12 protein-coding genes are annotated in these 13,808 nt (G+C 69.7%); 5 read left to right on the forward strand and 7 right to left on the reverse strand.

Annotated elements, in window-relative coordinates; genetic code table 11:
* Nucleotides 1–15: 15 nt before the first annotated feature.
* The 5 genes from JNUCC0626_RS22120 to JNUCC0626_RS22140 all read right to left on the reverse strand — a co-directional run bounded on the left by JNUCC0626_RS22120 (nt 16) and on the right by JNUCC0626_RS22140 (nt 6,281).
* The gene (locus JNUCC0626_RS22120) at nt 16–363 is read right to left on the reverse strand and encodes a hypothetical protein (protein WP_285646168.1); all 348 of its coding nucleotides are present in this window, start codon (nt 361–363) and stop codon (nt 16–18) included.
* Between the two features lie 287 nt (nt 364–650).
* Nucleotides 651–1,418, reverse strand: coding sequence for a GntR family transcriptional regulator (locus JNUCC0626_RS22125; protein ID WP_394621682.1), 768 nt, complete (start codon nt 1,416–1,418; stop codon nt 651–653).
* A gap of 31 nt (nt 1,419–1,449) precedes the next feature.
* A complete protein-coding gene (locus JNUCC0626_RS22130; RefSeq protein ID WP_394621683.1) occupies nt 1,450–2,283 on the reverse strand; it encodes a glutamate ABC transporter substrate-binding protein in 834 nt (277 codons plus the stop codon).
* Nucleotides 2,284–2,457: 174 nt separating this feature from the next.
* Nucleotides 2,458–5,091: a GNAT family N-acetyltransferase gene (locus JNUCC0626_RS22135; protein ID WP_394621684.1), complete on the reverse strand. Its 2,634-nt coding sequence runs from the start codon at nt 5,089–5,091 to the stop codon at nt 2,458–2,460.
* A 17-nt stretch (nt 5,092–5,108) separates the two neighbouring features.
* Nucleotides 5,109–6,281, reverse strand: a complete 1,173-nt coding sequence (locus JNUCC0626_RS22140) for an acetoin utilization protein AcuC (protein WP_394621685.1) — start codon at nt 6,279–6,281, stop codon at nt 5,109–5,111.
* Nucleotides 6,282–6,359: 78 nt separating this feature from the next.
* Between JNUCC0626_RS22140 and JNUCC0626_RS22145 the strand changes: the two genes are divergently transcribed.
* Nucleotides 6,360–6,965: a hypothetical protein gene (locus JNUCC0626_RS22145; RefSeq protein ID WP_394621686.1), complete on the forward strand. Its 606-nt coding sequence runs from the start codon at nt 6,360–6,362 to the stop codon at nt 6,963–6,965.
* 29 nt (nt 6,966–6,994) lie between these two features.
* Here JNUCC0626_RS22145 and JNUCC0626_RS22150 read toward each other — a convergent pair whose 3' ends face one another.
* Nucleotides 6,995–7,846 (reverse strand): sulfurtransferase, encoded by an 852-nt coding sequence (locus JNUCC0626_RS22150; protein WP_394621687.1) that lies wholly within the window; start codon nt 7,844–7,846, stop codon nt 6,995–6,997.
* Nucleotides 7,847–7,924: 78 nt separating this feature from the next.
* Here JNUCC0626_RS22150 and JNUCC0626_RS22155 point away from each other — a divergent pair, with 78 nt between their 5' ends.
* Genes JNUCC0626_RS22155 through JNUCC0626_RS22170 form a run of 4 tightly spaced genes read left to right on the forward strand, consistent with a single transcriptional unit; the run spans nt 7,925 to nt 12,801 of the window.
* Nucleotides 7,925–8,620: a metal-dependent transcriptional regulator gene (locus tag JNUCC0626_RS22155; protein WP_394621688.1), complete on the forward strand. Its 696-nt coding sequence runs from the start codon at nt 7,925–7,927 to the stop codon at nt 8,618–8,620.
* Entirely contained in the window at nt 8,617–9,792 is a 1,176-nt protein-coding gene (gene galK, locus JNUCC0626_RS22160) for a galactokinase (protein WP_394621689.1), read from the forward strand. Before JNUCC0626_RS22155 ends, galK begins: the two co-directional genes overlap by 4 nt.
* Nucleotides 9,793–9,828: 36 nt before the next feature.
* The gene (galE, locus tag JNUCC0626_RS22165; RefSeq protein ID WP_394621690.1) at nt 9,829–10,791 is read left to right on the forward strand and encodes a UDP-glucose 4-epimerase GalE; all 963 of its coding nucleotides are present in this window, start codon (nt 9,829–9,831) and stop codon (nt 10,789–10,791) included.
* 6 nt (nt 10,792–10,797) lie between these two features.
* The gene (locus JNUCC0626_RS22170; RefSeq protein ID WP_394621691.1) at nt 10,798–12,801 is read left to right on the forward strand and encodes a S9 family peptidase; all 2,004 of its coding nucleotides are present in this window, start codon (nt 10,798–10,800) and stop codon (nt 12,799–12,801) included.
* Here JNUCC0626_RS22170 and JNUCC0626_RS22175 read toward each other — a convergent pair.
* Entirely contained in the window at nt 12,771–13,808 is a 1,038-nt protein-coding gene (locus tag JNUCC0626_RS22175) for a DUF4192 domain-containing protein (RefSeq protein WP_394621692.1), read from the reverse strand. The two genes, JNUCC0626_RS22170 and JNUCC0626_RS22175, sit on opposite strands and share 31 nt — an antisense overlap.

Consider the following 13,808-nt stretch of genomic DNA (forward strand, 5'->3'; position numbering starts at 1 on the left):
GCAGGCATGTCCGGACTAGCTGGGGAGTTCGCGGATCTCCATCTCCAGCACGTCGATCTCGTCGCTGATCGCCTCGTCCAGCATGTCGTCGAGCAACTTGCGGCACTCCGCCGATCCGCAGCGCGGCAGCCCCGCGCCGAACCGCGGCACCTGCTCCCACCACACGGCGGGGTTGTTCCAGAACGACCCGGACCCCTGGTCGACGCCTTCGAGGCAGCGCAGCCTCTGGTCGGTCTCCGGAAGGGCGCGCACGAACTCGATGAACAACGCGAGCGCGTCGGGGTTGCTCACCGGGACGGCGCCGTAGCCGCGCAAGCAGTCTTCGAGTTCTGCGAGGAACTCCGCCTTGAAGGACACGGCCACCCCCGCTCCTCCGCACCGTTGCGGACGTCCTGAAGTTCGTACCACCAACAGTACCTCCGCTGCTTGAGCGGGGAACGAGTGCGAACGGGCGGTCTCTTCCTGTGGCCGCACGGGATTCCGGTGACCCGCAGTCACTTCGTCCGCCGGTGCGGCGGCGCTCGCGTCAGCGCGGCCGAACGTCACTCTCCCGGACGCGCCAAGGAAGTCACGCAAAGTGCGGGGCGTCGTCCGTTGGGGCCCGAAGGAACTCCCTCCACAGTGGACAGGGCACTGCGGTGGGCTCGGGGTCAGCGTTCGGCGTGCAGCCTCGCGACGAAGCTGAAGCGGTCGCCCCGGTACAGCGACCGGGCGCGTTCGATCGGGTGACCCTCGACGTCGTAGGACACGCGGTGCAGCAACAGCATCGGCAGTGCCGGGTTCGTGCCGATCAGCAACGCCTCGCGGGGCGTGGCGAGGACCGTCTCGACACGTTCCTCGGCCTCCGCGAACCGCACGCCGAGCCGTTCGGTGAGGCAGGCGTAGAGCGAGCCGGCGGGGTCGAGCTTCTCCAGCAGGTCCGGGAAGCGGGTCAGGCTGAGGTAGGTCGATTCGAGGCCGATGCGTTCGTCGTCGGCGAGCAGCACGCGTTCGAGGTGCAGGATCGGGTCGCCGGGTTCGAGCGTCAGGTCGCGGGCGAGGCCCTCGTCGGCGCCGAGTTCCTCGACGGTGATGACCGTGCGGTTCGGCTCGACGCCCTGACGGCGCATGCCCTCGGTGTAACTGACCAGGGACAACGGCTGGACGAGCTTGGGCGGCGCGACGAACGTGCCGCTGCCCTGGCGCCGGATGAGCTTGCCTTCGAGGACGAGTTCGCTGACGGCCTGACGGAGCGTGACGCGCGAGACGGAGAACCGTTCGGCGAGCTCGCGTTCGGACGGCAGGACGGTGCCTTCGCCGAGGTTCTCGACGAGGTCGAACAGTTCGGCCTTGACCGCGTAGTAACGCGGGACGCGGCCGTGTTCTGGAATGCCCGCGCGAACGGGTCGATCAGCGCGGTGCGGCGGGACGCGGTTCACGTGGCGTGAGCCTACGTGACGCCCCGTGTGATCACGGGGCCAGCTTCGGCGGGTCGGGAATCTTGTAGCCGGAAGATCCGATGTTCGCCTCGAGCGACTTGCGCCACGCACCCGTGTCGATCATCTTCTGCATCGCGGCCTGGACCTTGGCCTTGCTGTCCGGGTCGTCGCGGTGCAGGCCGACGCCGTACTCCTCCTTGCTGAACGGGTCGCCGACGACCCGCAGGAGTTCGGGGTTCTGGGCGGCGTACCCGGCGAGCAGCACGTCGTCGGTGGTGACGGCGTCGACGTTCTCCGCGAGCAGCGCCGTGACGCAGTCGCTGAACTTCGCGTACTCGACCATCTTCACGTCCTTGGCGAACTGGTCGCGGACGTAGGCGGCGGAGGTCGACCCGGCGGTGGAGCACAGGCGCAGGGTGGCGTTGAGGGACTTCGGGCCCTCGATGCGGTTCTCGTTCATGCGCACCAGCAGGTCCTGGCCCGCGACGAAGTAGGGGCCGACGAAGTCGACGATCTGCTTGCGCTTGTCGGTGATCGAGTAGGTGGAGACGACCATGTCGGCTTCACCGCTGGTCAGAAGCGTTTCGCGGTTGCCCGGCTGCGCTTCCTTCCAGGTGATGTTCTGCTCTTTGACGCCCAGCTCGTTCGCGATGTACTTCGCGACGTCGACGTCGAAGCCGCGGTAGCTGCCGTCGAGCCTGCGCACCGACAGTCCGGGCTGGTCGTACGACACGGCGATGATCATGCGGTCGTTGGAACTGACCTTGCCGGCCATTCCGTTCCCGCCGCCGCCCGCGCACGATGCGAGCAGGAGCACGGCGGCGATGGTGGTCGCCACCAGGCGGAGAAGTGCTCTTGGCGTCATTCGTCCCTACTCACAGCGATTCTCAGCTACAACGCTTATTCCACGGGCGTGCGCCTGCACACCTGGGAGGCGCTGCGTCGGCGATGCGGGAAACCTAAGCGCCGAAAGGACGCATGTCCATACCTCAACGCGAATGAAACATCGGAATCGTTGCGGTAACTCATCAGTAGCGTCTTACCGAAGACGGCGTGGACCCGCGTCGTGCAGCGAGGGAGGAGGCCCGACGACGATGCGCGCGCTGCTCACGAAAGCCCCTGCGGCAGAAGCAAGAACCGGTTCGAGCTTCAACGACCGCACCTCCGGAAGGTCCTCGGCCAACGCGGCCAAACGGAGTACCAGTTCCTGAAGTGCTTTCAGGTCCGCGGGTTCGTCGCCGCGGTAGCCGGTGAGCAACGGTGCTGCTTTCGGCGCGGCAACGAGTTCCGCCGCGTCGGTGTCGGTGAGCGGGACCGCCCGGTAGGCGCGGTCGCCGAGAAGATCGCTGACCAGTCCCGACAGTCCGAACCAGACCAGCGTGCCGAAGCTCGGGTCGTCCTGCAGGCCCAGGACGCAGCTGACTCCCTTGGGCGCCATGCGTTGCACGTAGACGCCGTGGTTGCCGGAGAGCGCGGCGAGGTCGTGGTAGGCGGCCCGGACGGACTCCTGCTGGGCGACGTCGAGGCGCACGCCGACGAGATCCGTGCGATGGCGCAGGCGTTCGCTGGTGGACTTCATGGCGACGGGGTAGCCGAGTTCGTCCGCGGCCTCGGCGGCTTCCTGTTCGCTGTGGGCGATGCGGAACGGGACGACGTCGATGCCGTAGCACTGCAGCAGTTGCACGGCCTGCTCGTCGCTGAGCCTGCGTTCGGCGTCTGGGCTGTCCACAATGGACCTCGCGCGGTCGAGGTCGATGCCTTCGGGCCGCACGAACATGCCCTGCGGCGCGGCCCGCCAGCGGGCGTAGCGGACGGCCCGCGCGAGGGCGAGCACGGCGCGTTCGGGACTGGCGTAGCTGGGAATCCCGCCCTTGCCCGGAATCCGCAGCTCGTCGGGGACGCCCTCGACCGCGAGGAACGTCGACACGATCGGCTTCGCGCGGTGGGCGGCTTCCCGGATGGCGCGCGCGTAGGCGGTGCCGGGAACGGCGACCGGCGGCACGAACACGACGACGAGGGCGTCGGTGTCGGCGCGGTCGAGAGCCTCCCGGACGGCCTTCGCGAACTCCTCCGGCGTGGCCTGGGCGCCGACGTCGACGGGATCGCCCGCGAGGTCGAGGTCCTGGGCGAGCAGGGTGTCGGCGGCGAGCAGGCCGATCGCGGTGGAGTTGCCGACGACGGCGACGCGCTTGCCCTTGGGCAACGGCTGGTGGGAGAGCAGCAGGGCGGTGTCGAAGAGCTGGGCCAGCGAGTCGACCCTGATCACGCCGGCCTGCTCGAACAGGGCCTGGACGCTCGCCTCGTCGACCTTGGCGGCGGTGGCGGCGAGGCCGGGGACGACGGCGTGCCGTCCGGACTTCACCGCGACGATGGGTTTGGTGCGGCCCAGTCGTCTGGCGAGCCTCGCGAACTTGCGCGGGTTGCCGAAGGACTCCAGGTAGAGCAGGACGACGTCGGTGGCGGGATCGGTCTCCCAGTACTGGAGCAGGTCGTTGCCGGAGACGTCGGCGCGGTTGCCGGCCGACACGAACGTCGACAGGCCGAGGCCCCAGCCGGCGGCGTTGGCGAGGATGGCCGTGCCGAGGGCGCCGGACTGGCAGAAGAAGCCCGCGCGGCCGCGTTCCGGCAGCTTGGGGGCGAGGCTCGCGTTGAGGCGGACCTTGGGGTCGAGGTTGAGCACGCCGAGCGCGTTCGGGCCGACGACGCGCATGCCGTGCGCTCTCGCCTCCGCCGCGAGTCTGCGTTCGGCCGACAGCCCGTCCGGTCCCGTCTCGCCGTAGCCGGAACTGACGACGACGAGTGCCTTCACGCCCTTGGCGAGGCATCCGTCCATGACCTCGTCGACGCTGGCGGCGGGCACGGCGACGACGGCGAGGTCGACGTCGTCGGGGATGTCGAGCACGGTCGGATAGGCCCGCACGCCCCGTACGGCGCGATGTTCGGCGTTGACGGGGTAGACGGGCCCGTTGAAGTCGGCTTCGAGGAGGTTCTTGAGGACCGCGTGCCCGATCTTGGTGGGGTCGGTGGACGCGCCGATGACCGCGACACTGCGGGGATGCAGCAGGTTGTGCACGCTGCGCGCCTCGGCGGCCTGCTCGCGCGCCCTGGCGACCGCGACGGACTCGTCGGTCTGGTCGATCGCGAACTCCAGGTGCAGCACGCCCTCCTCGAACGCCCTGCTGACCTGGTACCCGGCGTCGCGGAACACCCGCACCATCTGCCCGTTCTCGGCGAGCACCTCGGCCTCGAACCGCGCGAGCCCGACCTCCCGCGCCGCAGCGGCGAGGTGTTCGAGCAGGATGCTGCCGAGCCCACGCCCCTGATGCCCGTCCTCGACGACGAACGCGACCTCGGCGCTGTCCCCGCGGTGCCCCTCGCCGTGCAGCCGGTCGAACCGCCCGACGGCGACGACGTCGTCGCCGAGCAACGCGATGAGCGCGACCCGATCGTGGTGGTCGACGGTGCTGAACCGCTCAAGATCCCGCTGCGGAATCCGCGGATAGGGCCCGAAGTACCGGAAGTACCGCGTCCGCTCCGACAGCCGCCCGTGGAACTCCCGCAACTTCTCGCCGTCGTCCGGCGTGATGGGCCGCAGATGGACCGTCCCGCCGTCGCTCAGGACGACGTCGGCCTCCCACCGCCGCGGAAAGTCGAACGGATCCCTGCCCGGCACGCTGTCCACCACTTGTGTCAGTCCCTGGGGTCGTCGGGATCAAGCCCGTGCAGCGGGAACACCGCACGACGAGTCTCGCGGATCGCCTTGTCCACCGACTCCTCCGCGTCCCCGCCCCACGGCTGGTACCCAGGGTCGCATCCGTCGGTCATGGACGCGGGCAACGGCCACTCAGGCGCGATCCGTGTCGCATGAGCCACCCAGTCCGCGGGCAACGGCCGATCGGGGTCGACATCCCGATCCAGCACCGTCGCCAACAAGTGCGTCCACGACCGAGGCACCACCCGCAACAACTCGTACCCGCCCCCACCAAGCGCGAGCCACTTGTACCCGTGCTCGTTCACGAGGTCCCGAAACGCCTGGTAGATCGCCCGATGCCCGTCCACGCTCAACGACAGGTCCGCCAACGGATCCTCCCGATGCGTGTCCACCCCGCACTGCGTCACCAGCACCTGAGGCCGAAACGCCCGCAACAACGCCGGCACCGTCGCGTGAAACGCCCGCAACCACCCACCGTCCCGAGTCCCGGCGGGCAACGGCACGTTGACCGAACTCCCCTCGGCCCCAGCGCCCCCGACCTCGCCGGCCCACCCGGTCCCCGGCCACAAGCTCATCGGAGTCTGGTGCAACGACACCGTCAGCACCCGCGGGTCGTCCCAGAACGCCGTCTGCACCCCGTCCCCGTGATGCACGTCGACGTCAACGTAAGCAATCCGCTCCACCCCACTGCGCAACAACCACTCGATGGCCACCGCACAGTCGTTGTAAACGCAGAACCCAGCCGCGCTGTCCGGCATCGCGTGGTGCAACCCACCAGCGATGTTGACGGCCCGATCCACCTCCCCCGACGCAATGGCCCGAGCCGCCACCAGCGACCCGCCCACCACCAACGCCGAAGCCTCGTGCATCCGCTCGAACACGGGGTTGTCCGCCGTCCCCAACCCGTGCCCGACATCCCACCCAGCAGTAGGCGCGGCCTGCACAGCACTCAAATACCCAGGCTTGTGCACCAGTTCGATCTCTTCGTCGCTGGCCGCCTCAGGCACCCGCAACTCGACGCCGTCCAACACCCCGAGCGCAGTAGCGAGCCGCACCGTCAGATCGAGCCGGACGGGATTGAGCGGATGGTCGCCACCGAGGTCGTACCCGAGGAAGGACCTGTCCCAGACAACCGCGGCTGGCTTACCCATGCCCAGCAACCTACAGTCGCTTCGCCCCGGCGCACCTGGCCGGCGGAACCGATCTCACCGAACAGGGGTCAGAGGCGCATGCACCCGAGAGCAGCGGCCGTACTCGCAGCACTGAGCCTGACCCTCCTCGCCGCCACAGGCTGCGCCGCCGAGGTCAAGGGCACCGCCACAGCCGACCCGAACGCCACCCAAGAGGCCTCCGACCCCACCACGACCTCGAGGAAACCGCCGGCCAGCACCGCCAACTCCAAGCCGGCCACCCCCACCAAGCCACAACAGCAGGGCGCCGTGAAGATCGGCACCAAGAAGAAGGCCAACGGCCTGGAAATCTGCGGCGTCCTCAAAGCGGCGGACATCGAAGCCGCCACCGGCGGCAAGTCCTCGGCGGACGGCGGCTGCATCCACACCACCACCGGCCCGTCCGCCGTCATCACCCAGATCGTCACGGTCCCGGACATCGCAGACCAGGACGGCGAGAAGAAGCAGATCGAAATCGGCGGCAACACCGCCTGGCAGGTAGCCGCCGGCAAGGAGGACTGCCAGGTCACCGTCATCCTGACCGACGACCCGACCGTCATCACCTCGGCCTTCTCGGTGAGCGTCCTGGCGATCGATGACCTGGACACCTGCGCCACGGCCCTCAAACTCGCCACCGAGGGCTTCAACCGAATCCCCAACGCCTAGGCCCCATCCACAACCACCCGCCGCACAGGTCAGCCGCCGGTAGCGACCTCCCGGTCCAACGCACACCAGTTGGACCACGACCCGGCGTACAACGCGGCCGGCTTCTCGGCCGACGTCACGCCCGCAACCTCCAGCGCGAGCACCACGGACGAGGCGGTCACCCCAGACCCGCAATACGCCCCGACAGCCACCCCGTCCGACACCCCGAGCCCAGCGAACCGCGAGGCCAACTCCTCAGCCCCGAGCCACCGCCCGTCCGCCCCGACGTGCCCAGCGCTCGGCGCGTTGAGCGCACCCGGAACGTGCCCGGCCTTCGGATCCACCGGCTCGGTCTCCCCGCGGTACCGAGCGGCCGCACGAGCGTCGAGCAACACGCCGTCCCGCGCGAGCGCCGCCGCCCCGTCCGCGTCCAGCACCGGCATCTGCCCGGACCGCACCACCACGTCGCCGAGGCCATCGCCAGCCAGTTCGGACGGCACCTCGTCGGTCACCGGCAACCCGGCGGCCTCCCACGCGGCGAACCCGCCGTCCAGCACCGCGACCTCACCGAACCCGGCCCACCGCAGCAGCCACCACACCCGCGCGGCGACCGACCCGTCCCCCGCGTCATAGGCCACGACCTGGCCGCCCTCACGCACGCCGGCGCGGCGCAGCACCTCCTGCAGACGCTCCGGCTCCGGCAGCGGATGGCGGCCCCCGACACCGGGCGGAGCGGACAGCTCGGTGTCCAGATCCAAGTACACCGCGCCAGGCACGTGGCTGACCTCGTAGTCTTGGCGTCCGGGTGGTCCACCGAGACGCCACCGGACGTCCAGCACAACGGTGGCCGGGCGCGCACTCAGCGCATCGGCGAGGGCCTCAGGAGTGATCAAGGGATGCACGACTCACATCCTGCACCCGCGCGGACACCTGTGTCCCCCGGCACGACTACCATTGACACCATACGAAGGGGAGCGGGTGTGAACGACCTCATCGACACCACGGAGATGTATCTCCGCACGATCTACGAGCTTGAGGAAGAGGGCGTGGTGCCGCTGCGCGCCCGCATCGCCGAGCGCCTGGGCCAAAGTGGACCGACGGTGAGCCAGACCGTCGGCCGCATGGAACGCGACGGCCTTGTGGTCGTGGCGGAGGACCGCCACCTCGAACTCACCGAGCAGGGCCGCAACCTCGCGATCGCCGTCATGCGCAAGCACCGGCTCGCCGAGCGCCTCCTCGTGGACATCATCGGGCTCGAGTGGGAGCACGTGCACAGCGAGGCATGCCGCTGGGAGCACGTGATGAGCGAGGCGGTCGAACGCAAGCTCATCAAGCTCCTCGGCAACCCCACCACCTCGCCCTACGGCAACCCGATCCCCGGCCTCGACAAGCTGGGCGACGGCGAGCCGGCGCCGCCCGCCGAGGCGGACCTGGTGCGCGTGGACGAGGTGGCCCGCCGCGGTGGCGGACGCGTCGAGGTGCGCCGCATCGCCGAGCACGTCCAGCTCGACCCGGACCTGATGGCCGAACTGAAGGACGCCGGCGTGGTGCCGGGCGGCACCGTGGAGGTCGAGGCGCTGGGTGGCGCCAAGGTCATCCAGGTGCGCGGCGGCAACGGCAACTCCGCTGAACTCGACCCCGCGGTCGCCCACGCCGTCCTGGTGCTCGCCCGGTGACCCAGGCGACAACACCGGCGGCGAAGGCGGCCGAGGCGTTCCAGCGTCTGTACGGACGCACGCCGGAGGGAGTGTGGTCGGCCCCTGGCCGCGTCAACCTCATCGGCGAGCACACCGACTACAACGACGGCTACGTGCTGCCGTTCGCGTTGCCCCACCGCATCGCGGTAGCGGCGTCGCCCCGTGCCGACGGCGTCATGAACGTCGGCACGATGGGCGACGACGGCGAGGTGCAGGAGGCGGACCCGGTCGTGGTCGCCGACCTAGTCCCCGGCACCGTCAAGGGGTGGGCCGCGTACCCCGGTGGCGTCGCCTGGGCCCTGCGCGAGCAGGGGATCCCCGTCACCGGCGGGGCGGACCTCGTCATCGCGGGCGACGTGCCCGCGGGGGCCGGTCTGTCCTCCTCGCACGCCCTGGAGTGCGCTGTCGCGCTCGCGCTGCTCGGCCTCGCCGGCGTCGACGCCGAACGGCCGGACATCGCGCGCTGGGTGCAGCGTTCCGAGAACGACTTCGTGGGCGCGCCAACCGGCATCCTGGACCAGACGGCATCGCTGTGCTGCGTCGAAGCGCACGCGCTGTTTTACGACGTGCGCTCCGGCAAGCCGGAACAGGTCGCGTTCGACGCGGCTGCCAGCGGGCTCGAGGTCCTCGTCATCGACACCCGCGCCAGCCACGCCCTCGTCGACGGCGGCTACGGCGCCCGGCGGGCCGGCTGCGAACGTGCGGCCGGCATCCTCGGCGTGCCCGCCCTGCGGGACGTCGACATCGCGGAGCTCGACCAGACACTCGTCCGGCTGCCCGAAGACCTGCGTCCGCTGGTGCGGCACGTCGTGACCGAGAACGACAGGGTCCTGCGAACGGTCGAACTGCTCCGCGCGGGCCGGCTCGCCGACGTCGGCCCGCTGCTCTCGGGTTCCCACGAGAGCCTCCGGGACGACTACCGCGTCTCCTGCCTGGAGCTCGACGTCGCCGTCGACTCCGCGATGGCGGCTGGCGCCCTGGGCGCCCGGATGGTCGGCGGCGGTTTCGGTGGCTCGGCCATCGCCCTCGTGCCCGTCGAACGGCACGACGAGGTCGAGCGGTCCGTGCTCGCCGGCTTCGCCTCGCGCTCGCTCACGCGGCCGAGGCTTTTCACGGCGGTTCCGTCCGCGGGTGCGGGCAGGGACCGGTAGCGAAGAACGATCCTGATCAGGAATGCGAGGACTGTGGTGAAGCTGCTCGTCACGGGCGGGGCCGGATACGTCGGCAGTGTGTGCGCTGCCAGGCTGCTCGAAGCCGGGCACGAGGTGGTCGTCCTCGACGACCTCTCGACCGGCCACGAGGACGCCGTGCCCGCGGGAGCGCGCTTCATCCAGGGCGACATCGCCGAGGTGATCGGCGATGTCCTCGCGGAAGGGTTCGACGGAGTTCTGCACTTCGCGGCGAAGTCCCTCGTCGGCGAGTCCATGCAGGACCCCGGCAAGTATTGGACGGGCAACGTCCTTACCGCGATTGATCTGCTCGACGCGATGAAGGATCACGGCACGCCGAAGCTCGTCTTCTCCTCGACTGCCGCGACGTACGGCGAGCCGCGGGAGGTTCCGATCCCCGAGACCGCCCCCACGGCTCCCACCAACACCTACGGCGCCACCAAGCTGGCCATCGACCACGCGATCACGTCGTACGCCGCGGCGCACGGCCTCGCGGCGACGAGCCTGCGGTACTTCAACGTCGCCGGCGCCTACGGCAGCATCGGCGAGCGGCACGCGACCGAGACCCACCTCATCCCGCTCGTGCTGCAGGTCGCGCTCGGGCAGCGTGAGCACATCTCGATCTACGGCGAGGACTGGCCCACCGAGGACGGCACCTGCGTCCGCGACTACATCCACGTCCTGGACCTCGCGGACGCCCACCTCCTCGCGCTCGAGAACGCCACCGCGGGCGAGCACCGGATCTACAACCTGGGCAACGGCACCGGCTTCTCGGTGAAGCAGGTCATCGACACGTGCCGCGAGGTCACCGGCCACGCGATCCCCGCCGTCGTCGCCCCCAGGCGCGCCGGCGACCCGGCCGTCCTCGTCGCCTCCGCCGAGAAGGCCCGCACCGAACTCGGCTGGAAGCCCGAGCGCGCGGACATCACCGGCATCGTCCGCGACGCGTGGGAGTTCACCCGCGCCCGGCACGAGGCCTGAGCCGTGATGACCGACTTCGCCTCCTTCGAGAGCTACAACGCCACCCCGCGGCTCGCGTCGCTCGCGCTGTCCCCGGACGGCACCCGGCTCGTCACGGTCGTGTCCACGCTCGCCGCGGACGGCAAGACGTGGCAGGGCGCGCTCTGGGAGGTCGACCCCACCGGCGAGCGGGAGGCCGTCCGGCTCACCCGGTCCGCCAAGGGGGACTCCTCCCCGGTGTTCGCGCCGGACGGGTCGCTGCTGTTCCTCTCGGCGCGCCCCGACCCGCTCGCGAAGCCAGGCGAGACCAAGGACAAGAAGGCGCTGTGGCGGCTTCCGGTCCGCGGTGAGGCCGCGGAGGTCCTGCGGCCGGGTGGCGGAGTCGGTCAGGTGCGTGCCGCCGGCGAGACGGTGCTGTTCACGTCGTCGGCGTACCGCTTCGCGGAGTTCGGCGAAAGCGACGAAGCCAAGCGCAAGGCCCGCGAGGACGCCGGCGTGACAGCGATCCTGCACGAGTCGTACCCGATCAGGTACTGGGACGCGGACCTCGGTCCTGCCTACCCGCGCCTGTTCGCCGCTCCCCTCGCGAACGTCGGCGCCGACACGGTTGGCGCCCTGAGCGAGGACTCCGAGAGCAGGCTCAGCGACGAGGACATCACGCTCAGCCCGGACGGAAAGCTGGCCGTCTACGGCCACGACGTCGACGTCAGCGCCGCCTACGGCCGCCGCACCGAACTGCGGATCGTGGCGACCAGCGGCGGGGAGTCCCGCGCCATCGCCTCCGAGGAAGGTTTCTCCTTCCACGGCGCCACGTTCACGCCGGACTCGGCCGCGGTGATCGCGATCCGGTTCCGCGAGTCCACTTCCGACTCCCCGCACCGGCGTGATCTGGTCCGCATCGACCTGGCCGCCAACACGATCACGCCAGTGGCGCCCGACTTCCAGGAGGAGCCGGACCACCCGGTGGTGAGCCCGGACGGGTCCGCGGTGTTCTTCACCGCGAGCCACCTCGGGCACCAGCCGCTCTGGCGCCTGGACCTCACGACCGGTGAGATCACGAAGCTGACTGTTTCCGGTTACTACAGCGATCTGGTCGTGAGCCCGGACAGCAAGACGCTGTACGCGTTGCGCAACTCCGTCGACCACCCGCCGCAGCCCGTGCGGCTCGCCGCCATCGGTGCCGATCAGGATCCAGAACGGCTGCGGGCGCCCGGTGCCCTCCCGTCGATGCCCGGCACGCTCACCGAGATCTCGACGGTCGTCGCCGACGGCAGGAAGGTTCGTTCCTGGCTGGTGCTGCCCGAACGCGCCTCCGCCGACTCCCCCGCGCCTCTGGTGCTGTGGGTGCACGGCGGTCCGGTCATGAGTTGGAACGGCTGGACCTGGCGCTGGAACCCGTGGCTGATGGCCGCCCGCGGCTACGCCATCCTGCTGCCCGACCCCGCCTTGTCGACCGGTTACGGGCCGGACTTCATCAAGGCCGGCTGGGGCCGTTGGGGTGCTGAGCCCTACACGGACCTGATGGCCATCACGGACGTCGCGGTCGATCGGGCCGACATCGACGCCACCCGCACCGCCGCCATGGGTGGCTCGTTCGGTGGCTACATGGCCAACTGGATCGCGACTCAGACCGACCGGTTCCGCGCCATCGTCACGCACGCCTCGCTGTGGCACCTCGACGCCTTCTCCGGCGGCACCGACAGCTCCTACTTCTGGATGCGGGAGATGGGCGACCCCCTCACGCAGCCCGAGCGGATCCAGGCCAACTCTCCGCACCTGCGCGTGGCCGACATCAAGACCCCGATGCTCGTCATCCACGGGGACAAGGACTACCGGGTTCCCATCGGTGAGGGACATCGCCTGTACTTCGACCTCGTCCGCCACGGGGTCAAGGCGAAATATCTGTACTTCCCAACTGAAAACCACTGGATTCTCACCCCCGGCAACTCTCGGGTCTGGTACGAGACGGTGTGGGCGTTCCTGGCCGAGCACGTGCTGGATCAGGACTGGGAGCGACCCGAACTGCTCTGACCGCGGGAGAGCAGACGGGCGTTGTCCATGTACGTCGTGGACAGCGCCCTCAGGTCTGAGGGCGGGAACGCGGAGCTGACCGCGTCGCGGATCAGGCTGCTCAAGGCGTGCCCGGGGCAGGCTTCGTCCGCAGCGTCGAGCGCGATGGACGCAACGCCGCCATCGCCGCGCTGGTAGGCGTAGAACGCGAGCAATGCTGCCGGCTCCGCTCGTTCCGGAGCCGGGCAGGTCCTGGTGAGTTCGAGCCACAGCCGTTCCGCGAGCCTGGACCTCGCCTGCGTCGCGAACCCGATGCTCGCATCCCTGACCTCGGGCATCGCCAGCGCTCTGGTCAGAGCGACGATCTCCTTGTCCGGCAACGGTCCCTTGCGGTGTTCGACGGCGTCGATCGCGTCACTCACCCGACGTAGTTCGACGCTCGGGTCAGGGGTCTCTTCGGCAGTCATGAGCTCGTCGAGCAACGCGGATCTGCGTTCCAGCGCCTCTGGTGGGTCCAGCGCGGCGATCGCGGCGAGGGCGGCACGCGACTCGAACGTCACCTGGCCCTCGTGCGCGGACGCGGCGGCGAGAGCCGACAGCTGGGGATCCGGCAACGTGCCGTGGCAGTCGATGTCGAGATAACAGAGCCACTGCGCGTCTTTCTGACACGACGGCAACCACACGGCCTCGACGACGTCGACGCCGACACCGCCCAGCCGATTTCTGAGTTTGGTGACCAACTGCTCGTGCGGCAGCTCCTCGGGCATGTTCTCCGAGGGCGCGCTCACGACGGCGAGGATCACTTCCGCCGCACCGTGTTCGAGCAACGGACCTTCCAGCTGGGCTGCCAGCAATCCCCTATGTCGTGGTCTTGGCAGGTCGACGCGCATGGTCATGCTGACCATCTCGTCTTGCAGCACCAGCACGACCAGCGATTCGGCCGGGTGGAACCCCATCAGGTGCGGGATCGCGGCGTAGAGGTCGCCTGCTCCGCGAACGCGGATGGGTTTCGGGAGGGTTGAGGGCAT

This window comes from Lentzea sp. JNUCC 0626 (genome assembly GCF_043632865.1).
In the GTDB taxonomy this organism is placed as follows: domain Bacteria; phylum Actinomycetota; class Actinomycetes; order Mycobacteriales; family Pseudonocardiaceae; genus Lentzea.

Coding starts and splice junctions, on each gene's coding strand:
- JNUCC0626_RS22130 (WP_394621683.1), bottom strand. CDS start 2,283: ATGACGCCAAGAGCACTTCTCCGCCTGGTGGCGACCACCATCGCCGCC.
- JNUCC0626_RS22140 (WP_394621685.1), bottom strand. CDS start 6,281: ATGGGTAAGCCAGCCGCGGTTGTCTGGGACAGGTCCTTCCTCGGGTAC.
- JNUCC0626_RS22145 (WP_394621686.1), top strand. CDS start 6,360: ATGCACCCGAGAGCAGCGGCCGTACTCGCAGCACTGAGCCTGACCCTC.
- JNUCC0626_RS22170 (WP_394621691.1), top strand. CDS start 10,798: ATGACCGACTTCGCCTCCTTCGAGAGCTACAACGCCACCCCGCGGCTC.
- JNUCC0626_RS22175 (WP_394621692.1), bottom strand. CDS start 13,808: ATGCCCTCAACCCTCCCGAAACCCATCCGCGTTCGCGGAGCAGGCGAC.